Annotated in this window: 22 protein-coding genes; 12 read left to right on the top strand and 10 right to left on the bottom strand. The window is 40.8% G+C overall.

Going from position 1 to position 25,536, the window contains the following annotated elements; genetic code table 11:
- The first annotated feature begins 57 nt into the window (after positions 1-57).
- Genes tpiA through BFS30_RS00910 form a run of 4 tightly spaced genes read left to right on the top strand, consistent with a single transcriptional unit; the run spans position 58 to position 3,428 of the window.
- On the top strand, positions 58-822 hold the full coding sequence (gene tpiA / locus BFS30_RS00925) for a triose-phosphate isomerase (protein ID WP_069377555.1): 765 nt from the start codon (positions 58-60) through the stop codon (positions 820-822).
- Positions 822-1,661, top strand: coding sequence for a 50S ribosomal protein L11 methyltransferase (gene prmA / locus BFS30_RS00920; protein WP_069377554.1), 840 nt, complete (start codon positions 822-824; stop codon positions 1,659-1,661). Before tpiA ends, prmA begins: the two co-directional genes overlap by 1 nt.
- Before the next feature lie 42 nt (positions 1,662-1,703).
- Positions 1,704-3,059: a UDP-N-acetylmuramate--L-alanine ligase gene (locus tag BFS30_RS00915; protein ID WP_069377553.1), complete on the top strand. Its 1,356-nt coding sequence runs from the start codon at positions 1,704-1,706 to the stop codon at positions 3,057-3,059.
- A gap of 39 nt (positions 3,060-3,098) precedes the next feature.
- A complete protein-coding gene (locus BFS30_RS00910) occupies positions 3,099-3,428 on the top strand; it encodes a helix-turn-helix domain-containing protein (protein ID WP_069377552.1) in 330 nt (109 codons plus the stop codon).
- Positions 3,429-3,433: 5 nt separating this feature from the next.
- On the opposite strand, the gene BFS30_RS00905 is transcribed toward BFS30_RS00910, so the two are convergent.
- From BFS30_RS00905 to BFS30_RS00890, 4 genes are all read right to left on the bottom strand, one after another.
- Positions 3,434-4,552: a hypothetical protein gene (locus BFS30_RS00905; protein WP_069382219.1), complete on the bottom strand. Its 1,119-nt coding sequence runs from the start codon at positions 4,550-4,552 to the stop codon at positions 3,434-3,436.
- Positions 4,553-4,621: 69 nt separating this feature from the next.
- Positions 4,622-4,810 carry a hypothetical protein gene (locus tag BFS30_RS00900; RefSeq protein ID WP_069377551.1) on the bottom strand — a complete coding sequence of 63 codons (189 nt, stop codon included), beginning with the start codon at positions 4,808-4,810 and terminating at the stop codon, positions 4,622-4,624.
- Between the two features lie 411 nt (positions 4,811-5,221).
- Positions 5,222-8,182, bottom strand: a complete 2,961-nt coding sequence (locus BFS30_RS00895; RefSeq protein WP_069377550.1) for a ligand-binding sensor domain-containing protein — start codon at positions 8,180-8,182, stop codon at positions 5,222-5,224.
- Entirely contained in the window at positions 8,172-8,951 is a 780-nt protein-coding gene (locus tag BFS30_RS00890) for a LytR/AlgR family response regulator transcription factor (protein WP_069377549.1), read from the bottom strand. Before BFS30_RS00890 ends, BFS30_RS00895 begins: the two co-directional genes overlap by 11 nt.
- 182 nt (positions 8,952-9,133) lie before the next feature.
- Here BFS30_RS00890 and BFS30_RS00885 point away from each other — a divergent pair, with 182 nt between their 5' ends.
- On the top strand, positions 9,134-9,817 hold the full coding sequence (locus BFS30_RS00885; RefSeq protein WP_069377548.1) for a ferritin-like domain-containing protein: 684 nt from the start codon (positions 9,134-9,136) through the stop codon (positions 9,815-9,817).
- A gap of 11 nt (positions 9,818-9,828) precedes the next feature.
- Complete coding sequence (locus tag BFS30_RS00880) at positions 9,829-10,674, top strand: ferritin-like domain-containing protein (protein WP_069377547.1); 846 nt, start codon at positions 9,829-9,831, stop codon at positions 10,672-10,674.
- A 56-nt stretch (positions 10,675-10,730) separates the two neighbouring features.
- Here BFS30_RS00880 and BFS30_RS00875 read toward each other — a convergent pair whose 3' ends face one another.
- The gene (locus tag BFS30_RS00875) at positions 10,731-11,855 is read right to left on the bottom strand and encodes a CofH family radical SAM protein (RefSeq protein ID WP_069377546.1); all 1,125 of its coding nucleotides are present in this window, start codon (positions 11,853-11,855) and stop codon (positions 10,731-10,733) included.
- Positions 11,856-11,953: 98 nt separating this feature from the next.
- Between BFS30_RS00875 and BFS30_RS00870 the strand changes: the two genes are divergently transcribed.
- Together BFS30_RS00870 and BFS30_RS00865 are read left to right on the top strand one after the other, a co-directional pair.
- The gene (locus BFS30_RS00870; protein ID WP_069377545.1) at positions 11,954-13,198 is read left to right on the top strand and encodes a M16 family metallopeptidase; all 1,245 of its coding nucleotides are present in this window, start codon (positions 11,954-11,956) and stop codon (positions 13,196-13,198) included.
- Entirely contained in the window at positions 13,191-14,465 is a 1,275-nt protein-coding gene (locus BFS30_RS00865; RefSeq protein WP_069377544.1) for a M16 family metallopeptidase, read from the top strand. The genes BFS30_RS00870 and BFS30_RS00865 overlap by 8 nt, the downstream gene beginning before the upstream one ends.
- A 12-nt stretch (positions 14,466-14,477) precedes the next feature.
- Here the strand turns inward: BFS30_RS00865 and BFS30_RS00860 are convergent, their stop codons facing one another.
- Together BFS30_RS00860 and BFS30_RS00855 are read right to left on the bottom strand one after the other, a co-directional pair.
- Positions 14,478-16,376: a DUF3857 domain-containing protein gene (locus BFS30_RS00860; protein ID WP_237028685.1), complete on the bottom strand. Its 1,899-nt coding sequence runs from the start codon at positions 16,374-16,376 to the stop codon at positions 14,478-14,480.
- Entirely contained in the window at positions 16,376-18,379 is a 2,004-nt protein-coding gene (locus tag BFS30_RS00855) for a DUF3857 domain-containing protein (RefSeq protein WP_069377542.1), read from the bottom strand. Before BFS30_RS00855 ends, BFS30_RS00860 begins: the two co-directional genes overlap by 1 nt.
- 171 nt (positions 18,380-18,550) lie before the next feature.
- Between BFS30_RS00855 and BFS30_RS00850 the strand changes: the two genes are divergently transcribed.
- A complete protein-coding gene (locus tag BFS30_RS00850; RefSeq protein ID WP_083251892.1) occupies positions 18,551-19,024 on the top strand; it encodes a GNAT family N-acetyltransferase in 474 nt (157 codons plus the stop codon).
- Here BFS30_RS00850 and BFS30_RS00845 read toward each other — a convergent pair.
- On the bottom strand, positions 19,021-19,836 hold the full coding sequence (locus tag BFS30_RS00845; protein ID WP_069377541.1) for an AraC family transcriptional regulator: 816 nt from the start codon (positions 19,834-19,836) through the stop codon (positions 19,021-19,023). The two genes, BFS30_RS00850 and BFS30_RS00845, sit on opposite strands and share 4 nt — an antisense overlap.
- A gap of 85 nt (positions 19,837-19,921) precedes the next feature.
- On the opposite strand from BFS30_RS00845, the gene BFS30_RS00840 reads away from it, so the two are divergent.
- From BFS30_RS00840 to BFS30_RS00830, 3 genes are read left to right on the top strand one after another with little or no spacing between them, the layout of a single operon-like run.
- Entirely contained in the window at positions 19,922-21,265 is a 1,344-nt protein-coding gene (locus BFS30_RS00840; RefSeq protein ID WP_069377540.1) for a TolC family protein, read from the top strand.
- 1 nt (position 21,266) lies between these two features.
- Positions 21,267-22,334 (top strand): HlyD family secretion protein, encoded by a 1,068-nt coding sequence (locus tag BFS30_RS00835; RefSeq protein WP_069377539.1) that lies wholly within the window; start codon positions 21,267-21,269, stop codon positions 22,332-22,334.
- On the top strand, positions 22,327-23,916 hold the full coding sequence (locus BFS30_RS00830; protein WP_069377538.1) for an MFS transporter: 1,590 nt from the start codon (positions 22,327-22,329) through the stop codon (positions 23,914-23,916). Before BFS30_RS00835 ends, BFS30_RS00830 begins: the two co-directional genes overlap by 8 nt.
- A gap of 319 nt (positions 23,917-24,235) precedes the next feature.
- Here the strand turns inward: BFS30_RS00830 and BFS30_RS00825 are convergent, their stop codons facing one another.
- Both BFS30_RS00825 and BFS30_RS00820 read right to left on the bottom strand, forming a co-directional pair.
- A complete protein-coding gene (locus tag BFS30_RS00825; RefSeq protein ID WP_157262844.1) occupies positions 24,236-25,138 on the bottom strand; it encodes an IS3 family transposase in 903 nt (300 codons plus the stop codon).
- Positions 25,135-25,500: a helix-turn-helix domain-containing protein gene (locus BFS30_RS00820; protein WP_069377537.1), complete on the bottom strand. Its 366-nt coding sequence runs from the start codon at positions 25,498-25,500 to the stop codon at positions 25,135-25,137. The genes BFS30_RS00825 and BFS30_RS00820 overlap by 4 nt, the downstream gene beginning before the upstream one ends.
- Positions 25,501-25,536 lie beyond the last annotated feature (36 nt).

Here is a 25,536-nt window from a genome sequence, read left to right as displayed (position 1 = left end):
AAACCAGTGGAATTGGGCGGACTGTTGTCGGCCCATGCCTGCTAAAACAATAAACATATGACCAGAAAAAAAATTGTTGCCGGAAATTGGAAAATGAACCTGGATTATGCCGAAGGCGTATCCTTGTTTTCAGAAATTGTAAATATGGTAAGAGATGAGAAAAAAGGGGATCAAATCGCCATCATCTGCTCACCTTATATTCATTTAAACAGTTTGGCACAACTAGGAGGAACAACTGTTAAGATTGGTGCACAGAATTGCCATCAGAATGAAAGTGGTGCTTATACAGGGGAGATCTCTGCAAAAATGATCAAATCTGTAGGTTGTGAATATGTGATCATCGGACACTCGGAAAGACGTCAGTATTTCGCTGAAAATGATGCATTATTGGCACAAAAAACAACCATTGCCCTGGCCAACGGATTGACCCCGATTTTTTGTATCGGAGAGACCCTGGATGAAAGAAATAACGGAAGTTATTTTGAAGTGCTGAAATCTCAGCTTGACCACGGTATTTTTGGCCTGGATGCTACAGATTTCTCTAAATTGGTGATTGCCTATGAGCCGGTTTGGGCTATTGGTACAGGATTAACCGCAACCTCTGATCAGGCTCAGGAAGTTCATGCCTATATCCGTAAAGAAATTGCGATTAAATATGGTCAGGAGATTGCAGATGCCACCTCTATCCTTTATGGTGGAAGTGCCAATCCAAAAAATGCGGCTGAATTATTTGCGCAACCTGATATCGACGGCGGACTGATTGGTGGTGCATCCTTGAAATCAAGGGATTTTGTAGACATCGTTAAAACTTTCAATTCTTAATGCAGTATATCAAGGTAACATTCAGCTTTACAGCGATAGAAGAATATCAGCAGGATCTGCTGATCAGTGATTTGGCGGAGATCGGCTATAATACATTTGAGGATACCGAAAATGGATTTGCCGCTTTTATTGATTTCGATAGTTATAAAAAGGAAAACCTTGGCGATGTTCTGGCCAGGTATGAGGGGGAGTTTGAATCCAATTACACCATCACCGAAATTGCTGCGGAGAACTGGAATGAAGAATGGGAAAAGAATTTCGAACCCCTGATCATAGATGACCAATGTTATGTAAGGGCAACTTTTCATCAGCCACAACCTCAGTATAAATATGAAATTGTGATTGATCCGAAAATGGCTTTCGGGACAGGACATCATCAGACCACTACGATGATGATGCAGTATATCCTGTCGACTGATGTTCAGGGCAAAACTGTTCTTGATATGGGTTGTGGAACTGGAATTCTGGCTATTCTGGCTTCAAAAAAAGGAGCATCATCATTGGTTGCGATAGACAATGATGAGGTCTGTTACCAAAGTACTTTAGAGAATTCAGCATTAAACCAGATCAGCAACATTATTGCTGCATGTGGTGGAAAAGAAACCATTCCGGCAGGACCTTTTGAGGTGATCCTTGCCAATATCAACAGAAATATCTTATTGGATCAGATTGCGGTATATGCTTCCGTGCTGACTCCGGGAGGAAGTATCTTTTTCAGCGGATTTTATGAAAGCCCTGATCTGGATATGATCAAAGCGGAGTGCGAAAAATTCCAGATCAGCTATGTCGATCATAAGAAAATCGGGGAATGGGTTGCTGCCCGCTTTAAAAAAGATTAATACCGCTACGGCGGTATAATTTATTCATTTTATCATTGAAATATGCGCGTACATTTTATAGCTATCGGTGGTAGTGCCATGCACAATCTTGCCATTGCATTACATAAAAAAGGATATCAGGTAACGGGATCTGATGACGTTATTTTCGAACCTTCCGTAAGCAGGCTTGCCAGGCATGGGATTTTACCGGAAAAAATGGGATGGGATGCCAGTCGCATTACCACTGATTTAGAGGTGGTGATTCTGGGAATGCATGCTTTACTGGATAACCCGGAGCTATTGAAAGCCCAGGAACTGGGCTTGAAAATCTATTCTTACCCAGAGTATATTTATGAGCAGACCAAAGACAAACTTCGTGTAGTAATTGGTGGAAGTCATGGTAAAACCACCATTACTTCCATGATTTTACATGTCTTAAACTATTACAACAGAGATTTTGATTATCTGGTTGGTGCTCAGCTGGCAGGATTTGATACCATGGTAAAGGTGACTGATGCTGCGCCACTGATCATTATTGAAGGGGATGAATACCTGGCTTCTCCTATAGACAGGAGGCCTAAATTCCATTTGTATAAAGCAAATATCGGTGTGATTAGTGGAATTGCATGGGACCACATCAACGTGTTCCCTACTTTTGAAGATTATACCCGTCAGTTTGATTTATTCATTGACACCATTCAGCCCGGCGGTAAACTGATTTACTGCAAAGAAGATGAGGAATTGAACCAGATGGTATTAAAGTCGACCGCCAACGTAGAGAAAATCGGTTATGAAATTCCTCAGCATGAGGTGAAAGATGGTATAACTTCCCTACTGCCTGATCACACTGTTTTAAATGTCTTTGGAAATCATAACTTAATGAACCTCAATGCGGCACGGTTAGTTTGCAATGCTTTAGACCTGACGGATGAGCAGTTTAATCTGGCGATTTCGTCCTTTACAGGAGCGGCAAAAAGGCTGGAATTGCTGAGTAAAAATGACCAGACGAATGTATATAAAGACTTTGCTCATTCCCCTTCAAAGCTAAGGGCAACTATACAGGCTGTGAAAACTCAATTTACTGAAAGGAAATTGGTAGCGTGTATAGAGTTACATACATTTAGTAGTTTGAATAAAGATTTTTTAGCACAGTATGCGGATACGATGATAGCAGCAGATAGGGCAATTGTATATATTGATGAAAAAACTTTTGAGCATAAAAGGATTAAACCTTTTAGCAAATCTGAGGTTCAAACGGCGTTTCAAAGTAAGGAATTGCAGTTTTTTAATAATTCTGATGAGCTTAAAGATTACTTATTAGGGTTGAATTTTATTGGTACTAACTTATTGTTAATGAGTTCGGGTAATTTTGGTGGACTTGATTTAGTGAAATTGGCACGCGAGTTGAATACAAAATAAAATAAAGTACTAACTATATAATACACCTAAATTAATAACATGAATATCATTGGAAAAAACATTAGACAATTACGCCAGAAAAATGGCTGGAGCCAAGGGGAAGTGGCTAAACGTCTAAATATTTCTATTCCTGCCTTTTCTAAAATAGAAACGGGTATTACAGATATTAACATCTCAAGATTGGAACAGATAGCAAACCTGTTTGCGGTATCGACTATGGACATTATCTCTAAAGAAGGAGAAAATCCCCAGTCGCTTAATTTTGAAGAAATCAATAGCCTTAAAGATAAACTTTCTATGAGAGAAGAAGAGATCATCAAACTTCAGAAGAAGGTGATTGACCTCTATGAAGAAATCAGAGAGAAATAATTCTTTTAAAAGACCTTACGAAGTGTCAGGTGTCGCTTTCCAAAAGTGGCACCTGTTGCTTCATGAATCGCAAGCATCTTATCATTAAAATCACCTACCCAGGAAAGCTCCAGTTCATTATACTGATTTAATGGCAATACATATTCCTTAAGCTTAATAAACAACGCAGATTCCAGTCCGTGTTTCTGAAAGGATTTCTTGGTTCCCATCACAATCGCACGCATTCTGCTTACTCCAACCCAGCGCTTATAAAGAAAAGTGAGTTTTTCCAGGAGCCCTAATTTTCCATTGAAGCCTTTGATCATTTGATTCGCATCAGGAATGATGACTACAAAAGAAGCAGGTTCTCCATTGACATAAGCAAACCAGATCAGCTTCTCGTCCATAATGTCCGCCATCTTACCGAAGCTTTCTTCCAGGGTTTCTTTTTTAATGGGAACGAAATTTTCAAAGTCCTGCCATCCATCATTGTAAATGTCCATGAGGTCCTGAACATATTTTGCCGCATTTTTCTTGGAGAAATGCTCAAAAGTATATCCCGGTTTATTGGCTACCCAGTTTGCAATTTTGGTAAAGCGTTCCGGGAATGGTTTCCGGACAGCCAGGTGATTGGTAATTTGCTCATAGGCGGTCTCAAATCCATAATCTTTGAAAAAGCCGTGATAGTATGCGTGGTTGTAATTCATGCCGTAAGAAGGAGGCGTAAAGCCTTCTACGAGCAATCCCCAGAAGGAATCGTTCTCCCCGAAATTAATGGGGCCATCCATTGCTTTCATTCCTTGTTCCTGCAACCAGTTTCTGGCCGTATCAAACAAGAGAAAAGCAGCCTCTTTATCATTAATACATTCAAAGAAACCCATTCCACCTGTAGGCTGTTCATATTGGTAGGCTTTCTTTTCATTGATAAAAGCTGCGACCCTGCCGATGGTCTTTCCGGATTTGTCTTTTAAAATCCAGCGGCTGCATTTGCCGTGTTGAAAGAAGGGATTTTTAGCCGCATCAAATACCTGTTCAATTTCTGCGTTGAGCGGACAGATCCAGTTGGGATCGTCCTTATATAGAAAGCGGGCAACGTCTAAAAAATCTCTTTTGGTCTTTGAATCGGATACTGCTATAATCTGCATGCGCTGAGCTGGAATTAAAATAAAAAGCATCCTTGTAAGGATGCTTAGAAAATCATTATGTTCTATTTATTAGAAGTCGTCATCATCATCATCACCGAAATTATCGAAACCTTCCAGGTCATCTAATGGCACGTCAAAATCATCGTCATCATCATCTTGATATGACTTCTTTTTACTGGTTTCTTCACTTGAATCATCCATGTCAGTTTCAGGGTCAACTAAAGGGCTTTTGCTAATCGGTTGTTTTGAAGTTTTCATCACAAAAAAAATAAATTCAGTAAGGTTTCTATTGGTATGTTAAAATTACGAAAAATCTTTTTAAATATAAACAAAGGTGTTTATTCGATTTTTTGGTGCGTCAAAATTAGTATAAAAAACTTTTATGGGAAGAGTTATTTTAAAATAAATAACAGAAATTTTTCGGGCTTCTGAAATGGGAGGTAGGGGCAAAAAAAAATGGTAAAGTTTGAGGCTTTACCATTTTTTAACACACAAATGAAACCTGAATTGAGATATAGTTTTAGGTTAGGTAAAATATCTTTGATCAATTCTATAAGAACGCTTTTTACAAACTATGTTTGTTTTAATATCTATAACAAGTTTAATGCAAATTTCAGCAGGAATAATCTAAAATTAGTAAGTGGTAGGTATAATTGAGTAAACGGTAATTTAGCTGGTTAAAGGGATCAAAATCGATACAAAAGTGCCTGAAATCCCGGTCTGTTGTACATTTATCTGTATAGGATTCGCTTCAACCTGATTCAATAAATTGATGCGTTCCTTTGTCAGATCCATTCCTTTACTCAGGTGTTCTCCCTTTTTATTCTTCAAAGAGTTATCTATTCCAATCCCATCATCAATGATTTTAATGATCAGGTGATCCGGTCCCTGGAGGTCAATCAGAAGATCGATCTTACCGCCTTCTTCCTTAGGCATGATTCCATGCCAGATTGCATTTTCAATATAAGGTTGTAAAATCATGGAGGGGACCATCGTTTCTTCCTTGTCGATGGCCGGACTCACCCTGATCTGGTACATTAATTTATCCCCAAATCTTTTTTTCTCCAGGCTCAGGTATAATTCCAGATAATCCAGTTCTTCCTCCAGACTGATGAAACTGCGGGTACATATTTCCAGGTTTTTTCTGATCAGCCTGGCAAATCCGGTAAGTATCTTATTGGCAGAGTTGGTGTCCTTGGTATTGATATAGTGTTGAATGGAATTCATCACATTGAAGACGAAATGCGGGTTCATCATCGCCTGTAAGGCACGTTGTTCCAGCATGAGGATTTTATTCTTCAGCAGCAGTTGTTCCTGCTCTTTATTTTTCTGTCTGCGGGTTACGATAACGGCCAGCTTGTAAAAGGCAAATCCTGCCAGAAGAAAAACCAGAATTAAAAACCAGGTGGTTTGCCAGAAATGGGCTTTAAGTACAAAACCAATTTTCGCCGGATTGCTCCAGTTACTGTTATTTGATTTTGCACTCAGTTCAAACATATACTCTCCGGGTTCCAGCGAAGAGAATTCAAGTCGCCTGCTTTTTGTTTCCGTCCAGGGAGCATCAGCTTTTAAGCGGTACCGGTAAAGAATGCTTTTATTCTGGAAATCTATCGCACTATAATAAAAGGTAATGCTATTGTTGGATGGATCTAAAATATGATCCTGGTGGTTTATTCCCAGCTTATTCTTATTATTTACTACCGAGGTAATGTAAACTTTCGGAGCTTCTTTATTGTGTTCTGACTGGTTATAGGCGAAATATACCAGGCCGTTATTTGTCGCAAAATAGGCATTCTTCTCATCTATATACAGGCAGTTCACATCATCAGCAAGCAAAGCATTGGTATATTCGAAGGATTCAACTGTGGCATTCTCTCCATCAAAAGAAATCTTATTGATACCGTTATTGGTGACCACCCAGGTCTGGTTGTTTTTTATAAACAGGCGTTTACATATATTATCGGCTAAGCCATCCTCCTGCGTGATGACCTTGACAATTCTTCCCTCTTTCATGATGATCAACCCGTTTCCATCAGTGGCCAGTATAATCGTATGATCGGCAAGCTCCTGAATGTCATTAATGCGTTTCGTTAAAAGCGGTTGTTTCTCGAAGAAATTGGATAAGGTGCCCCTGGAAAATTCTGACAGGCCGTTTATATTGGAAAACCATAAATTCTGTTGCTGGTCGTAAAACACACGATACGACCTGTTGTTGAAGAAATCTTCTCCCTCTTTAAAGGAAAGGGAAGTGAATTCAAATTTCTTTGTCCGGTCTGGTATAATTACAACACCTGAAGAAAGCGCCAGCGCGAGGTCTTTACGCCCTCCTGAGGAGATGCTAAAGCTTTTGATTACAAACATGGAACTGCTGGTCTCCCTCAGGAAATCAATATTCCGGTTGCCTTTATAGATGTCATTTATCCTGCCCAACCCATAATCCGAGGCGAAATATATGGAATGCTGAGCGCTATCAAAAGCAAGCTGTTTGATGATATTATATTTCTTTTTATCTCCAAGGATGATATTGCTGATCTGGTTATTCTGCGGGTCAATTATGTTCATCATGGCTTCATCAAGCCCCAGCCATAACCTGTTTTTATCGTCTTTTGTAATGCTCTTTACAAGATCACTGCTCAGGCCATTGGCTTTATTGATGATGTACAGACGCTCATTTTTCTGGGGTAGCATATAGATCCCGTTGCTGGTCGTAAACCACATGTTTCCTTTGGCATCTCTGATCACCTGACTGGAAGAAATGTTATCCAGATAACGTTTGGTGTTGCCATCAGATTCAATGTGATATATACCTGAAGCGTTACTTAGCCAAAGGTCCTTATTCTGGTCTACATGAAAGTATCCGGGGTCATTGCTGAGTAAGCCTGTACTCAGCTTTGCCAATAAGGTTTCTTTATTTCCGGTTCTGATATTCAGTCCGTTGGGATCGAGATAGGCAAGTGTTTTATCCGGAAGATTGACTGCTGTTTTATAAGAGATGGGCAAGCTGCTATGGGGCTTCACCTTAAATGTATCTCCTTCCATTACCCTTACAGAGGTATTGCTGATTGCCCATATTTTTCCGGCAGCATCTTCATGGACAAAAGTATTGATAAACTGTTTGTCGTGATTTGCTGAAATGTATTTGGTAATAGATTTCCCGTTATACATAATGAGCACATTCTTGTTGGTGCCCAGCCATATTCTACCTTTGCTATCCTGGAAAAAAGAAACAATAACCGCATTGAATTTCAGGAGCTTCAGCAGCTTGTTGTTGGTCTCATTATAAACCTTCCCATTGTAAAAATAGCTAAGCTGCCCATTTAAGGCAAGGAACCATATCTTCCCACTTTTATCTTCTTTTAGCTGAAGAATCTGGTTGTCGGGAAGGCCATCATTGATAGAAAATGTTTCAAATATCTTACCATCAAAACGACTTACCCCGGCATCCGTGGCAATCCAGATATAACCTTTGCTATCTTGTAATGTATAAAAACAATTGTTACTCGGAAGTCCGTTTTTAGTGCTGAAATGCTGCAGGTAGGTGCTTTGTGAAAAACAGGTCAGGCTGCTCAAAAAGCTTAATATGCCAATCGAAAAAAGTCTGATGGTCCATATCTTTCTCTTATTTATCACTTTCAAAACGGGTATATGATTTAACCTTTTCAGCGAAATCGCTGGCCCTTCTTCTCGACACTGCAATCTTATCTCCATTTTTCAGAATCACCTCCACGCCATTCTTGGAATTATACTCTTTTAGATAATTCAGATTTACAATACTCGATTTATGGATTCTCACAAACTGATGATCAGGCAGAATTTCCTCATACTCTTTCAAAACCTTGGAAACCGTAATGGTTTCTTTATTGGCAAGATGGAATATAGAATAATTGCTGTCTGCCTCAATATGAATGATGTCATCGATATTGATCAGGGAATATCCTTGTCCGTTGGGCAAGCTGATTTTGCGGATTTCATTTCTTTCCGATAGATGAACAGCCAGGTTTTGAAGGTTTTCATTCCTGTTGTGTTCTTTTTTATTGAGCGCAATGTATTTACCGGCTTTTTCTACCGCCAGTTTCAACTCATCGATATCTATAGGCTTTAACAGATAATCTAATGCATTCGCCTTGATTGCCCTTAAAGCATATTGATCATAGGCAGTGGTGAAGATGACATGTGATTTATTAAGCTGGGCATGAGGAATGAGTTCAAACCCATTTTCTCCAGGCATGGCAATATCCAGGAATATCAGGTCTATCTGGTTATTGCTCAGTAAGTTCTTTGCTTCGGAGACAGATTTGGCAATACCCGAAATATGGATGTTCTCGCAGTTTTCCTGTAATAAGAAATAAAGAGAGGAACGGGCAAATTCTTCATCATCAACAATAATCGTATTCAGCACAGTTTATCAGTTTTATAGGGTGAATTTATTAAAAAATTGAGGGAACTAAGAATATTTCTTCAGCAGTCCGAAAACCGGCTTGCTTTTTCTTTCGTACGTGCCTTTATAAAAACCGATAAATTTTATGAACCGGAATCCTGCGCAGGTAAGTTTCATAAGCTTTAAACCCAAAACTGAAAATTATGAAAAACTTACATGAAGAAAAAGGAATGCATCGTCGTTCTTTCCTGCAATATGCCGGCGCAGGTGCAGCAGGCGTTGCATTGATTGCTGCCGGTTGTAAAAAAGACCGGAATGATCCAATGGAACCTGGTAAAACAGGAGTGACCTTAGATTTTAAAGATGATTTTGGCGTATTAAATTATGCCTATGCACTGGAGCAGCTGGAAGCCGCTTTCTATATTCAGGTTGCCGCCACTCCCTATGCCAATATCAGCGCTGCAGAGCTGGCCTATTTCAAAGATATTCAGTTTCATGAAATTGCCCACCGGGAATTTTTTAAAAATGCCCTTGGGCAGGCCGCTATCGGAAGTCTGGAAGTTGATTTTTCAAAGATCAACTTTGCGGATCGTACCAGCGTTCTGGGAACTGCAAAGGCTTTTGAAGATTTAGGTGTTTCTGCTTATAATGGTGCCGGAAGTTTATTGAAAAGCACGGTTTATTTAGGTCTGGCCGGTAAAATTGTTTCTGTAGAGGCCCGTCACGCGGCGTATATCAGAGAACTGATCTCTCCAAACTCCTTTTCTAATGTGGAAGTGGTAGATATGGTAAACGGCCTGGATAAATCCCGTAATCCGGTGGAAGTATTAACCATTGCAGCCGGATTTGTGAAAACAAAAATCAACGTGATCAATTTAAACGCCTAAACCTGGAAAACATGAATATCGTAGACATATTAACAGAAATTGAAAAAGTGGATGGAGAAGTGTATGAACGCTTTAGTCCACGTAGAACTGCCATGAAGGAGTTCTTTAATATTGGTAAAAAAATAAGCCTCGCTGCCGTTCCTATGGCGCTGGGTTCGATGTTTACCAAAGCTTACGGACAAAGTACCTTACCTTCTGCAGTAAAAGGAGTACTTCAGTTTGCCTTAACCCTGGAACATTTTGAAGCTGCTTTTTACACCCAGGCGCTGAAAGCTTCCGGAGGTGCCGATTTTCCATCTACAGCACAGGGAGCATCAGATAAAACAGCCATTGGAATCATCAGCGGTCATGAAACTGCCCATGTAAATTTCCTGAAAGGGGTCATTGGTTCAGACGCCGTAGTGGCTAAACCCAGCTACGACTGGACGGCAAGCGGTGCATTTCCAAATCCATTTGCAATAGGTAATTACGCGGTGTTTCTGGCAGTAGCACAGGCTTTGGAAGATACCGGCGTCCGTGCTTACAAAGGACAGGCACCAGCACTGGTTGGTCAGGGAGGGGTGCTTACCGCTGCGTTAAACATCCATTCTGTAGAGGCCCGTCATGCTGCGAAGATCCGTTATATGCGTGCACAGAATGGCTTTGCCATTAAACCATGGATTACCGGTGGAAACGATAGCGGGGTACCTAATGCCGCTGCGGTATATGCAGGAGAAGAGCTGACTACCCAGGCTACCATTCAGATTACGGGAATCAATGGTACAGCAGTGAATGCTGCGGCGGCTTCGGAGTCATTTGATGAACCCTTAACTACCCAGCAGGTATTGGATATTGTAAAATTATTCGGGATTTCTTAGAGAGGGGGATGTGTTTAAGTTTAAGGTGGATAGGGGACGGAAGTCCCCTATCTTTTTTAATAATTGATCACCTGCTCTTCCAGGTGTTCCGGAAGGTCACGGTAATTGTATTGCTGGCCACGGAGCTGCGGCTCAAAGCCTGCTTCCCGGATGGCATCCTGAATTCCTTTAGCGGTGAAACGGTGTGGTGCGCCTGCTGCAGACACTACATTTTCTTCGATCATAATGGATCCGAAGTCGTTCGCCCCGGCATGCAGACATAATTCTGCCACATTTTTACCTACGGTAAGCCAGGAAGCCTGGATATTTTTAACGTTAGGCAGCATAATTCTGCTCAATGCCAGCATCCGGATGTATTCATCACCGGAAACATTGTTGCTGATGCCTCTTAATCTTTTTAATAAAGTACCGTCATCCTGGAAAGGCCATGGAATAAAGGCCAGAAAACCTTTGGCATCTGCCGGTTTTTCACTTTGAACTTCTCTGATCCATACCAGGTGTTCAAAACGCTCTTCGATAGTTTCCACATGTCCGAACATCATGGTTGCAGAAGTGGTAATGTCCAGCTGATGTGCTGCACGCATCACATCCAACCATTCTTTTCCTCCACATTTACCTTTGGATATTAATCTCCTGACCCGGTCGTTCAGGATTTCTGCACCCGCACCAGGAAGGGAGTCCATTCCGGCAGCTTTTAATGCAGTCAGCACTTCTGTATGGGAGATCCCCTCCAGTTTTGCGACGTGAGCAATCTCAGGCGGACCTAAAGCATGGAGCTTAAGATCGGGATATAATTCTTTTAATTGTTTAAACAGATCGGCATAAAATTTCAGGCCCAGGTCCGGATGATGTCCGCCCTGAAGCAAGAGCTGATCCCCACCTAAGCGGAAAGTTTCTTCAATTTTAACTTTATACGTCTCGATGTCAGTAATGTAGCTTTCGTCGTGCCCCGGCCTTCTGAAGAAATTACAGAATTTACAGTTGGCAATACATACGTTTGTGGTGTTGACATTACGGTCTATCTGCCAGGTTACTTTCCCGCTGGGTACTTGTTTTTTCCTCAGTTCATTGGCTACGTAAGCCAGTTCGGCAGTTGACGCATGGTGATACAAAAAAACGCCTTCTTCCTGTGTCAGAAAGTCGAAATGTAAGGCCCTATGCAATAATTCGGCAGTATTCATACTGCAAATATACCATAAGTTCCTTTCTTTTTATTTCACATTATTATCACATTTCCCTTTTGCTTTATTCCTATATTTGGCACAATTATTTTATATATATGGTAGATTTTAACCGTTTTACATTGGCCAATGGATTACGTGTCCTGGTACACGAAGATGATACAACACCTATGGCGGTGTTAAACATCCTATATGATGTTGGTGCAAGAGACGAAGAACAAGATAAAACCGGCTTTGCCCATTTGTTTGAGCACCTGATGTTTGGTGGCTCCGTAAATATTCCAAGTTATGATGAACCGCTGCAAAGAGTAGGAGGGGAAAACAATGCTTTCACGAGCAATGACATCACCAACTATTATATTACCCTTCCGGCCACCAATCTGGAAACCGCTTTCTGGCTGGAGAGCGACCGTATGCTGAGCCTTGCTTTTTCTGATAAAAGCCTGGAAACGCAACGTAATGTAGTGTGCGAAGAGTTTAAACAAAGGTATCTTAACCAGCCTTACGGTGATGTATGGTTGAAACTAAGACCCCTTGCCTACAAAGAACATCCCTACAGATGGGCTACCATAGGGCAGGACCTGAAGCAGATTGAAGATGCTAAAATGGAAGATGTAAAGGCATTTTTCAAAAAGCATTACAATCCTCAGAATGCCATTATGGTGGTAGGCGGGAATGTGAAAACGGAAGAGGTAAAAGCACTTGCCGAGAAATGGTTTGCACCAATTCCTGCAGGAGAGCGTTACCTTAGAAATCTTCCTGCAGAGCCTCAGCAAACCGAAGCACGCCAGGAAACCGTAATTGCAGAAGTTCCCCTGAATGCCATCTACATGGCTTTCCAGATGCCAGACCGATCAGATAAAGACTATCAGGTGTATGACCTGATGTCGGATATCCTTTCGCAGGGACAATCATCCAGACTATACAATAGTCTGTTAAAAGAACAGCAGTTATTCAGTGAAATTAATGCTTATCTGACCGGAAGTCTGGATAAAGGATTGTTTATTGTAGAAGGTAAACTGATCGAAGGTGTAACCATGGAAGCTGCAGAGGCTGCCATCTGGAAGGAATTGAATGCCATTGCTGCTGAAGAGGTGACGGTAGATGAACTCACCAAAGTGAAAAATAAGTCTGAATCTATCATCGTATTTGCTGAAATGAGTCTTTTAGATAAAGCGATGAACCTGGCTTATTACGAGTTGCTTGGAGATGCCGACTGGTTGAACACAGAAATTAATAAGTACCATGAAGTGACTTCAGCACGTATTTTAGACGTTGCAAAACGCACCTTTGTAAAAGAACAATCCTCAACTTTATATTATTTAACTGCCCAAGATGCTTAACCGTACATTAGCCCCTGAATCAAAACAGGTGAATGAAATAAATTTTATTGAACCTTTAAAGCAACAACTGGATAATGGGATTCCTGTATTTACCATTAATGCAGGTAAACAGGAATTGGTACGCATTGAGTTTATATTTGGAAATGTAAACTGGGATCAGTCAAAACCTCTTCAGGCATTAACGGTAAGCCACCTGATCAACAATGGAACGGAAAAGCTGACGGCCAAAGACATCGCTGAAAAAGTGGATTATTATGGTGCCTTTCTGCAAACAGAATATGGTGCCGATCAGTCGAGTGTCAAGGTTTATACCCTGAATAAGCACCTGGCTTCGGTATTGCCTATTCTGAGGTCTATCCTTAATGAGAGTATCTTTCCTCAGCAGGAGCTGGATATCTTTATCCAGAATCAGAAACAATCTTTGCAGGTGAGTCTGCAAAAGAATGACTTCTTAGCGAGGAAACATTTTGCTCATGCTATTTTTGGCGATTCTACCTATGGTTCCAGTATTGAAGCTGTAGATTATGATGCGATTCAGCAAGCAGATTTATTGAGTTATTTCAAAGCAGCTTACAAACCGGAAAACTGTACCATCATCGTGGCCGGGAAATTTGAACAAAAAGAGTTTGATCTCCTCAATAGCTTCCTTGGAAAACAATGGGATAACCATGAAAATTCTGTTGGCAACAAATTTGAGTTTACCGGGGGCGTAAAAGGAGAAATGTTGGTCGAACGTCCGGAGGCCATTCAGTCTGCCATTCGGATGGGTACACTGGCCATCACCAGAAAACATAAAGATTTTGCGGGATTCCAGGTGCTGAATTGCTTGCTTGGAGGTTATTTCGGATCCAGGCTAATGGCGAATATCAGAGAGGATAAAGGGTATACTTATGGTATTGGCTCTGCGGTGGTTTCCTTAAAGGATGCGGGTTATTTCTTCATTGCGACAGAAGTCGGCGCCGCAGTTTGTAATGATGCACTGGGGGAAATTGAAAAAGAGATTGACCTGTTAAGGACTGAAGCAGTAAGTGCCGGAGAGTTAAACCTGGTTCGTAACTATATGCTGGGATCCATGTTGGGTAGCCTGGAGAATGCATTTTCTCATGCTGACAAATTTAAAAACGCTTATTTCTCTGGTCTGGATTATACCTATTACGATCATTATATCGAGACTGTCAAAACGATTACCGCTGAAGATTTAAAACAGCTGGCCAATCAATATTTGAACACTGCCGACTTTACGAAGGTCGTTGTAGGAAAGAAATAAAAGGTGCCCTGGCTATTCTATTTTAGCCAGGATACTTTTTTGTTTGTCTGCCTGATAGAGCTTTTTATGAAAAGCTACATACTCGTTATATTTTTCCGCAGGATATTGTTTATTGATAATGGATTTTGTTCGCGTGTAAATCAGCGTATTGTCTTTCGCCACAACTTTCGTTGTATATTTTCCAAATTCCGATTCGATGACAATATCTTTAGGGATAAACTCAACTTTAAATCCTTTAGGGATGGTATAAATCACCTCATCTTCATCAAGGTAACCATAGCTGACAGCGAAAGGAGTTTTGCGGTTTTCAATTGGCGTAAGCGTGTTTTCCTGCCTGTTTAACAGGTTCAGGGTGAGGAATAATTTTCCTCCTCCTCCGGTCAGCAGCTGACTGCTTTTCAGACTGATATTTTCGTTTAGCAAAGGCAGATCTTTATCCGGCTGTGTATATTTTACCGAAGTGATTTCCATATTGGGGATGCCCAATGAGTTCATGATGTTTTTACGCTGATTTACAGGCTCGATGAGCATCAATCCGATGTTGTCTTCGTACTGCGCATTAGCGTACTGTGCATCGATCTGAATGGCTGCATTTCCTTCTTCGTTCAGCTCAACCCTGGTGTTTCTTTTCAGATAATTGCCGGAAGGTTTAAGCAGGGGAGTCTCTACCAATTTACCTCCTTGTTCTGTAACCAGCAAAACGGTTCTTCCGGAATTGTCATTTCCTATAAATCCGGTTGGATCATAAGAACTGGTACATTCGAGCCAGGTGGTATCCTTTTCTAAAGGCACACAGAGAATCATGTGATTGGCCTGGTTCATGCTGGCATATTTCCGGTTAAGAGAAGGCATGCCGCTTCCGATCACAACCAGGTTTGATTTGATTCCTGCTTCCTGCAGCATCGCTTTCATGTAATTGGAAAGACCTTTACAATCTCCATAATTTACAGTTGATACCTTTTCTGCTACAATAGGCGTATATCCGCCAATGCCAAGCTGAACGCCTACATATCTGGTATTTTCCTGCAAATGGCGATATAATATTTTGATTTTTTCTTTAGGAGACTTCGCATCCTTAATGAGCAGTTGGATTTTTAATTTAGCGGCTTCAGGTAGTACCTGCGATCCGCTGCTCAATTGATACAGCCAGCTCCCCAGCTTTGTCCAGTCTTCAATATTGGCTTTGGTATTGTCGTATTCAAATTGATTCGGGGCAACCATTACCCATGGGTTTACGCCTTTTAATCCTGCGCTCATCGGCTCATAAACCAATGCAGGTACAGCGGCACATGACCAGCGGTACTGCTTCATGTCTTTAACCTCAGTTGAATCTGTTTTCAGTCCTTTGCTGCTCAGGTGTTTAAAGCTGAAAGATTTTGGAACCTTAAAGGTATAAGAAGATTTTTCTACCGCCATAGCCCAGGAGCTTGCAGGATTCCAGGAAGGATAGTTCAGGATGCCGTTATAATCTACACTATAGCTATATTCCACGGTATAGGGAAAGGAGGCATATAAAAACTCCATGAACTTAATCCTGCTATCTGAATATAAGGTGCCATCGGACACCGCACTTCTGTCTTTGAAATCAGAGGACCGGTACTCTTTTATCTTTATCCCTTTTTCATCATACAAGGTCGCTTTTAAGTTGTAAACATTAGAGAATTTATCATAGTACTCATACATGTTAGAAGCGCCTTCTCCTTTTTTATTCAGGATCGTTACCGCGGTCTTATAGTCTTGTCTGGCACTGCCCAGTCCCTTAACCTCATAAACCATTTCCTGGTTTCTGATTACTATGGCCGCATTTTCCGTTAGCCCAGCTGGGATTTTGCTGACATCATATTCCCCCTGTCCGTAACTACAAATTCCGGTAATGCCCAGCAAAACCGTTAACATCAGTTTCCTCCTCATCAGATCTTTTTAAATACAATTTGTTCTGCCTGTTTTCTTACGATATTCTTAAAAAGCTCTTTTAAATCCTGATATTCTTCCGGAGTATAATATGCTTTTTTAATCGTGATTTTACTCGATAAAAGTAATTTGTTCTCTTCCGCTGCCGTCATAAAAGTGAAAGCTGCACTTTCGTCCGGTAAAATAATCTTTTCATTTTTGGGCGTCTTGTCCAGTTGATATCCTTTAGGGAAATCTATGGTAATGCGGTAATTTTCTTCCGTAGGATAACCAAAATCTACAGGGAATTTGCGCTCTTCAAGTTTAAAAGGATTCTCTTTAGTCCGGTCAAATAACAAAGGCGTGAAGTATACCAGGTTGCCTGCCTCTTCCACATTGTCTTCAATCATCACATCCATGGTTTCTGTCAGAGGTGCCTCAACAAGATTTAAATTGGTAATCTGATAATTTTTAACTCCCAGACCCGGTTTATCACCCTTATATTTCTTTAAATATTCTTCTTCATTGGCTGCACTATGGTAACTATCCCGGCGGTTAAGTCCTTCATAATTGGTATAGGAAAGAAAGAGTTTACCTGATAGTTTATTCTCCGCATCTAAAACCAGGCTATAGGTAATGTTCTTTTTGCTGATTTTTTCTTCTTCAAGAGAGATCCATTCTCCATTTACTGCTGCCATATCTACCCTGAAACCTTCGTGATTAAGGTTGTCGTAAGCAATTAACCCAGGCGTATGATTTTTGTCGGTAGCATCCAGCAACAGGTATTTTTCACCTGACTGAACAGCTACAATCACATTGTCAAATTGAGTAAGCATAGGGAATCCAGGATGCATTCCATTGGATCTTGTACTCAGCAATACCGGAAATGCTTTGACACTCGTTTCATTTAATAAACTGTATAAACTAAGGTTGATGTCTGCTGCATTTCCTGATTTTTTCTCAAAAACAGCCTTGGGATTCGAAACCGTTGCATACTTACTATGTTCATCATTCCATTTCAGGTTATTTTTAACATGATTAAACAGGATGGAGATGATGCTGTCGGGATTGGTTTCCCCTTTAATTAATTGTTGTACAAGCGTCTTATTGTAACTTCTTTTGTCTATAAATGAACCAAATTTATCACTTTCCTTTAAAATGGTTACGATTTTTGGCCAGCTGGAGGTATATTCCTGATACATTTCTCCCGGAAAACGGGTAGAGCTCAGTTCAAATTCTACCTTGCTCACATAATCCTGCAGTGTGGTAATGAATTTTTCTGTTTTTAGTGCAGGAACGTTCTCCGCAATATAAGTGGTCTGTTTTACGGTTGTACTCACGCGGTCAGTTCCCAATGCGTAACTTTCATTTAACATTTCGTCTTTCGGGTTGATCGCGACAAAGCCACCAGCAGTTGTCTTATAGTTAAAGTATTCCGGAACCTTTACCTGGTAACTGGAATATAAAACAGGAACTTCCTTTTGAAAATACCATGGGTTAAGCGTAAATATAAAGTCAGATTTAAGCCTGTATTTATATTCTATAATAGCGCCTTCCTTAACGTTGGGAAGTGTGAATTTTTTAAGAGTGAAATTTTTGTCTTGTTTTTCGGAGAATTTAGCATCCTTATTGATTTTGCTGGCTACCATTTTGCCATTTTCCATGTTATAGGTAGTAGCATCTAAATAATCCAGCGTAGTTTCCGAACCATTGTTCCGGTAAAGCTGAATCTCTAAATTAGCGAGGTCATAACCATTTTTATTAATGATTTTATAACGGGTATGGCGTTCAAAGACAAACACAAAACCTTTTGTTTTCGGGCTCAGTTCAAACCAGCCCCTTCCTGTATCAAATAATGCCACGGCAGAAGCGGCGGAGTCAATCCCGCTTACCCTGGTATTGAATTCTGTAGGGTCAATTTTTCCAAACTTGAAAGTTTTGAGTTGAATTTCTTTTTTCTGAGCGTAGGAGCAGAGGGATATCAGTACAAAAATGCCTGATAACAATGACTTTATCTTGTCCATTAGAGGTTAATTATTTGCCGCAATAATAGTCTTTTTTCTTGAAAAGAAAGTTTGTTTTTTTTTGTTTTTAGGCGGGTAAGTACTAAACTTTTTCCACAATTACCTAAAGGATTAAATAGAGCAGAATTAATTACTGATATTTGTGGCCCAATTAAAATCTTTAAGATAAATATGTCTCCGAGCAGAATAAACGTGAATGACCTGACTTATAAAATCAACCCTGATTTATCCACTGTGGACTGGGCTTACGTATGTGAGCTGTTTTCCAAAGTAGACTGGAGGAAAAGGGAAGAAGCAGAAATAGCAGCAGCATTTGGAAGAAGTAGCTGGACGTTATTTATTTATAAAGAAGAGCAGCTGATTGCTTTTGGCCGAACGGTGGATGATGGGCGATATTACGCGGTATTGGCCGACATTATTGTGGATCCGGATTTCCAGGGCAATGGTCTGGGTAAATACCTTGTTAATGCGCTGAATGAGAAGCTGGGTGATAATTATCATTTCGTGAACCTGACGGCAGCTCCGGGAAAGGGCGATTTTTATAAAAGCCTCGGATGGAAGAAACAGTCTACCTGCTTTATCTGGCCACAGGGACCAAAACAACTCAGACAACATACCGAACCAGAAGAAGAGGCCGGTAATTAATCCGTACCCAAACTCGCTACTTTCAATTCTTTAAAGGTAGAAGGTCTGCTGCCGGTCATCTTAAAAAAGGTATTGCTAAAGGAAGAAATGCTGTCGTAACCAACCTCATAAGCAATTTCGCTAATGGTCAGGTCGCTTTCCAGTAGTTTTTCCATGGCTTTCGTGATCCTGACCAGTTTCAGGTATTGAAAAAAGGAAATGTCAAGAGCCGCCTGAAATACCCTTGATAAAGTCCGTTCGCTAAAACCGGTTGCTGCGGCGATGACTTCTAAGGTCAGCTCATCCGCTAAATGCTGGTGAATGTACCATAATACTGGTCTGAGTCTCTCATTATCTGTTGTCGGAACAACAATTGGTAAGGGGTGTTTACTGATAGTGGGCAGAATATTTTGTATGGTGTTCAAAAAGCCAAATTCATGTGTCCCCGGAAAAATGTCCCCATTCCAGTGCTCGGAAAATTTGAGCATTTCTAATAACAGGCTATTCACAGGGTAGATGCCGATATGATCAAAAAAAGGATTGTCTTCCTCGGATTTGGTATTGAAATAGATGTTGCGGACAATAGCTGCACGATAGCGGTGCTGCAGGTGATGTTCTACTCCTGCGGGAATCCATAAGTAATGACGGGCGGGAATGAAATAAGATTTATCATTCGCATAGAGAAAAATAACCCCGCCTTCTACATAAGTAAGTTGCCCTTTAATGTGTTTATGGTGCCGGAAACGATCTTCAAACTTACTGTGCCATACATAAGTACTTTCCTCACGGGCATCGATCGCAGATAAAAGCACTTCATTGTCTAAGGTATTCATGTGGCTGGTTTGAACAAATATATGTCACTTTAGATAAAATAAAGAAATAATTCTTAGCCGAAATTTGCAGCATTAATTACTTTATATGAATTTTAGCCCGTATAAAAGAAAGTTTGGGATGTGCATGTCCTTTCTTTTATCCTCTCTTTTTGTCCATGCACAACACACAACAGTCAAGCCCGAAATTCCACTTACCATTACAGAAGTCTGGCAATTAGCCGATAGCAATAGCAGAAAACTTCAGATGAAGCAGTTGGAAGTACTTGCTGCAGAAGCAGGAATTAAGGTTGCCCGTTCAGAACGCTTACCGGAAGTTGCGGCCAATGGCGTATTGGCGTATATTTTTCAAATGCCAATTTATGAAAAAGGTTTATTTCACACTCCTTCGCAGTATCCGGTAGAACCTAAATATTATAAGGTATCTGCGGATGCTTACCTGAACTTATATAACGGCGGGAAAACAAATCGGGAAATCGCTGCATCGAAGACGGAAAATGAGCTGGCTGTAGCCAATAAAAACCTGACAAAACAGGAAATCCATTATATCGCCGCTGTTTATTTTTATGATGTGTACCGCAACAGATCTTATCAGTCTTTATTAAAACAGGACATCAAAGAACGGGAAAAGCAACTTCAGGAGATCAGGGAACTTTATAAAAACGGCACGGTACTGAAGAGTGATGTGTTGCGTGCTGAACTTCGTTTATCAAAACAAAAGATGCTGCTTACAGAAATTGAAAACAGTATCCATATTGCGGCTCAAAAACTGAACCTCCTGATCGGTAAGCAGGACGATATGATGCTGATGCCCGTCGTTTCCGATATGGAGGCCGATCCGGTTTTGTTAAAAGGGTTGTCAAATTACCTGTCTGAAGCTGAATCCCGTTCCTTTAAACTGCAGATATCGGAAAAAGAACAACAACTGGCGGTATTAAAACTGAAACAGCAAAAATCTAATGTACTTCCTTCCATCGGTTTTTTTGCGGAGTATATGTATGCTTATCCTCAAATCCAGTTTTATCCTTACGCACTTTCTTTGTATAGTAACGGAATGGCAGGGCTTAAATTAAAGGTTCCCATTTCGTCGTTTTATACGAATAAACATAAAGTGCGCGTAGCGGAAATCCAGCTCCGGCGACAGGAAGTGGAGGACGAAGAAGTAAAGGAAAATCTCAGGCAGGAGGTTCAGGAATATTATATCCGATACCAGGAATCGCTGAAACGTATCGAGGTTGCCTCAGAAAATATTACCCAGGCTTCCGAAAGTTACAGGATTGTACAGAATACTTATTTCAATCAACTGGCTTTACTAACCGATTTGCTGGATGCGGAAACGCAGTTGTTGCAATCGCGGTTTGAATTGACCACCGCAAAAGTAAATGCCAGAATTCAATATTATCAATTACAAAAAGCAGTAGGCACCCTATAAAATGAGCACTCAAAAACAAAGTAAAACAGATCAGATCATCTCACGTGTCACGACCGTCATTGCGGTCATCGTGTTGGTCGTATTGTTATTCTGGGGAACCAGAACGGTATTCACTTATTTGCGTTATGAAGATACCAATGATGCCCAGATTGAAGAATACATCAACCCGGTTACTGCCAGGGTTAATGGCTATATCAAATCTGTACGTTATACAGATAACCAGGATGTTAAAAAAGGAGATACCTTATTGGTTATTGACGATAGTGATTATACTGTTCAGCAGGATGAAGCTCAGGCCTCACTTTCGAATGCCAAAGCGCAGGTGTCCGTGTTGCAGAGCAGCATTCAGACCGCGAGTACTACGGCGGGGGCAAGTAAAGCTAAAATTGCTGCAGCTAAAGCCAGGTTATGGAAGCAGCAGGCAGAATACGACCGCTATAAAAAATTATTCGATGCGGAGTCTGCGACCCGTCAGCAGCTGGAGAATATACAAAGTATGCTCGAAGTTGCACAAGCAGAATATCATGCAGCCCAGGAGGATTATGCTGCAGCGCTTTCTAAAACAAACGACATTAAGGCACAATCTGAAGTGCTGATTTCTGAAATACAAAGAAGGGCAGCAGTTGTAAAAAAGAACGACCTGAACACTTCTTATACCGTAATCGTGGCGCCTTATAATGGCAAGATGGGAAGAAGAACCATTCAGCCAGGTCAATTGGTACAAAGCGGGCAAACGATAGCCTTTATTGTAGACCGGGATGCGGGAAAATGGGTGATTGCTAATTTTAAGGAAACACAGATCGGAAAAATGTATGTAGGAGAGCCGGTTAATATCGAAGTAGATGCTTTTCCAGGTAAAGAGTTTTCCGGGAAAATTGAATCTTTATCGGCGGCTACAGGATCCAGGTTTTCGCTTTTACCTCCGGATAATGCAACCGGAAATTTTGTGAAAATTGCCCAGAGAATCCCGGTTAGGATTCGTCTGGAAGGGGCAATGGCTTCCCTGTCTGATCTGAATGCAGGAATGAGTGCTACAGTTCATGTCAGAAAGAGCGATACGCATGACTAAGTCCATTTTTAAATCATGGGCACCGGAATGGCTCATCCGCTTGAGCATTATGCTCCTGCTGCTGTCCTCAGTACTACTTTTTGCCCTTTCTACAGCAGATGGGAGTGCTGCTGCAGGATACTATGGAATGGAGCCTGCAGACGTACAGTTTTCTTTGCTCCTGTTTTATGCTGCTGTTGCCAGTTTCGCAGGTGTAGAACGCCGGTTCTTTGAGCGGATTGTGACCAAAGAGTACCTACTGATCTGCATTGTACTGGAAATTGTAATTGCCTATTGCTGTTACCATACCAGGGAGATCTGGCTGGTATTTACTTTCAGGTTTTTGCAGGGACTGGTAAACTGTGGAATTACCAGTATCTGTTTGAACCTTTTATTCGGGCGTCTAAAATCTGAACATTCCAGGGAAGTGGGGTACACGATATTTTATGCGATGATCTTATGTGTATCACCTGTAACAGCATTGTTCGCTGCACCTTTAGTAGAGAATTTTGAATATAATGTTTTGTATAAGGCGATCATCTTTTGCTTTTTGCCCAGTGCCGCTTTGTTGTTCATGATTTTAAACCGGGTGCATGTTTTTCGAAAAAAGCCACTTTATCAATTGGACTGGGGCAGTTTTTTGCTGTTCGTGGTGATGCTGATCTTAATTGCTTACGTTTTAATTTACGGGCAACAAAAGGACTGGCTGGATGACTCCGGAATTGTTTACAGCATCATTGCCATTTTGCTGTTGTTTCTGACCTCTGTTTTAAGGCAGCTGTCGTTAAAACGCCCAACAGTAGACCTCTCCGTTTTTAAGTATCGGAATTTTAGCATTGGAATAGTTTTTCTGGTTATCCTTTACCTGATTCGGGGGGCATTTGGATTAACCTCTACTTATTTTATCTCGGTTTTAGGGATGGATTCGTTACATGCCAATGAATTGATGATTTATAATATTCTGGGGATCATTACCGGGTCTTTTATTGCCATCCGGTTTTTGATCCGGCAAAAGATGCTGCGGGCTTTATGGATTGCCGGATTCACTTTGCTAATGGTATTTTTTGGAATGATGTGTTTTCTTTTCGCTACTGAAGCAGATGCAGAAACTTTTATTATGCCTTTGTTTCTTCAGGGTTTGGGAGCCGGGATGGTGATGTCGCCTATTGTCATGTTTATCGTTTCTTCTGTTCCTGTACAAATGGGACAATCTGCTGCCTCGGTAGGAGTTTTTGTACGTTTTTCAACCTTTAGTCTGAGTTTGTCACTGATCAATTATTTCCAGTTGTACTTTAAAGGCGGACATAGCAATAACATGGGGAAAGGTTTGTCCTTGTTGGATTCAGGTTTGGCGGAACGGCTGGGCATTTACCAGGCTACTTTGTCGGGACATGGGATGTTAAAAGATCAGGCTGCTAAAGTGGCCACAGGTTTGTTGAATAAGGCGGTACAAAAGCAGGCTTTTCTTCAGTTCTGCATTGATTATTATGAGATGATTGCCATTCTTTGTCTGGTTACCATCGTATTAATTGGGTTACAGCCGGTTATTAGCAGGACGATGATTAATGTAAAAGGAAAACATCCTGCGCCAGCTGGATTTTAATAGGTGAGCTTGAGTTCGCTTCGGAGACCCTCCGTAATGAGTCCGGATCTGGGAGGTAGCTGAGAGGTAGTTACGAGGTAGTTGAAAGGTTAAATAACCTTGCAACTACCTCCCAGATACCGGTCAACTACCTCGCAACTACCTTCCAACCCCAGAGTCTGTTTACAGAGTGTCTTATACTGCAATAAGTTTACATACAGAAAGTAAATTACTGATTAGTGTTTACGTAGTTTTTTTGTTTTACTGATATAGGTTTACAATGATAAATTTTATTACTGATATAAGTTTACCCAAAAATGCTGATTTTCCTGTTTTGAGTTTACATAGGCAGTAAGGATTGTGTTTTTTGTTGTTTTGGAACGATATTCTCCACCATGTGAGTCAGCTGTGGGGTTTGGAATTCGCAACTGGAATGCATTCTTAAATTATTGTATTTATCCATAGCCAGTTCTACTGATACTTTCGCCTGGGCTACATTTTTAAAGGTCTTTTCCAACCCTAGTTCCATTTTCAGTATTCCATTCACTCTTTCTGCTATTGCATTATCATATGGACTGCCTGTCTGAGTCATACTGATTTGTATTCCATTGTCTTTAAGCATGGTCACATAGTCATCGCAACAATATTGAGTTCCTCTGTCTGAGTGATGAATAAGGGGTCTGTTTGGATACAATCTTCCTTTTAAGGCTAGATTTAATGCTTTAATACATCCGATTGCCTTTAAATCAGTCGCCAAATGATGACCTACGATCTTTCTTGAATAGGCATCTGTGATTAGTGATAAATAAAGAAAACAAGTACTGGTACGCAGATAAGTAATATCGCTTACCCATATTTCTTCAGCATGTATCGCTGGCCTGCGCTGCACCAGATCAGGATGAACTTTAAACCGGTGAAAAGAATTTGTTGTACGAACCCATTTCTTTTTTGTCTTGATCAACATTCCATTAGAACGTACGAATTCAAATACCGCATCTCTTCCCATAGTGATACCATGGGCCTGTAAAAAGCCATTATTGAGTTCTTTATACAACTTTATGCATCCTGTTTTAGGAAGCGCTTTACGGATCTCAATGATTTTTTCAAGTACAATATGCTCCTCCAGAAGATGCAATTCAACACTTTTTAGATGATTATACCAGGCTTGCCTGGTATAATCAAATGTGGCGCAAAGAAGAGCTATGCTATAGTATTTGCGGGTGCCTCTGAGTTCTGAGATCACTTGGTAGCAGCTTTTTTTTTAAGATCTGTACCATATTCCTCATTAGCAATGGCAATCACTTTTTCCAGCACGGCGACCTTCAGTTCTGATAAGGCCAGCCGCTTTTTCAGCTCTCTTCGTTCTTTAGCGCTGAAAGGCAGCTCTTCAGCTACGTTGACGGCTTCTGGCATAAGATGGTTATGATTACTTTTGTACCAAGATACGAATCTATAAACCGTATTGGGCGATAACCCATACTTACGTTCTATTTGAACCTGGCTAAAATCACCATCAAGATACTCTAAGGCGATCTGTACTCTAAGACTCTCGGAATGATTCCACTCTGTGCCTCCTTTTCTTTTGTTTGGACGTTCATTTTTCATACTCATTTTTCTCTCTTGAAAAACTTTCTTATGTAA

Source organism: Pedobacter steynii (assembly GCF_001721645.1).
Classification (GTDB): Bacteria; Bacteroidota; Bacteroidia; order Sphingobacteriales; family Sphingobacteriaceae; genus Pedobacter; species Pedobacter steynii_A.
Note: the sequence above shows the minus strand (reverse complement) of the source record. Positions and strands in the feature narration are given on the sequence as shown.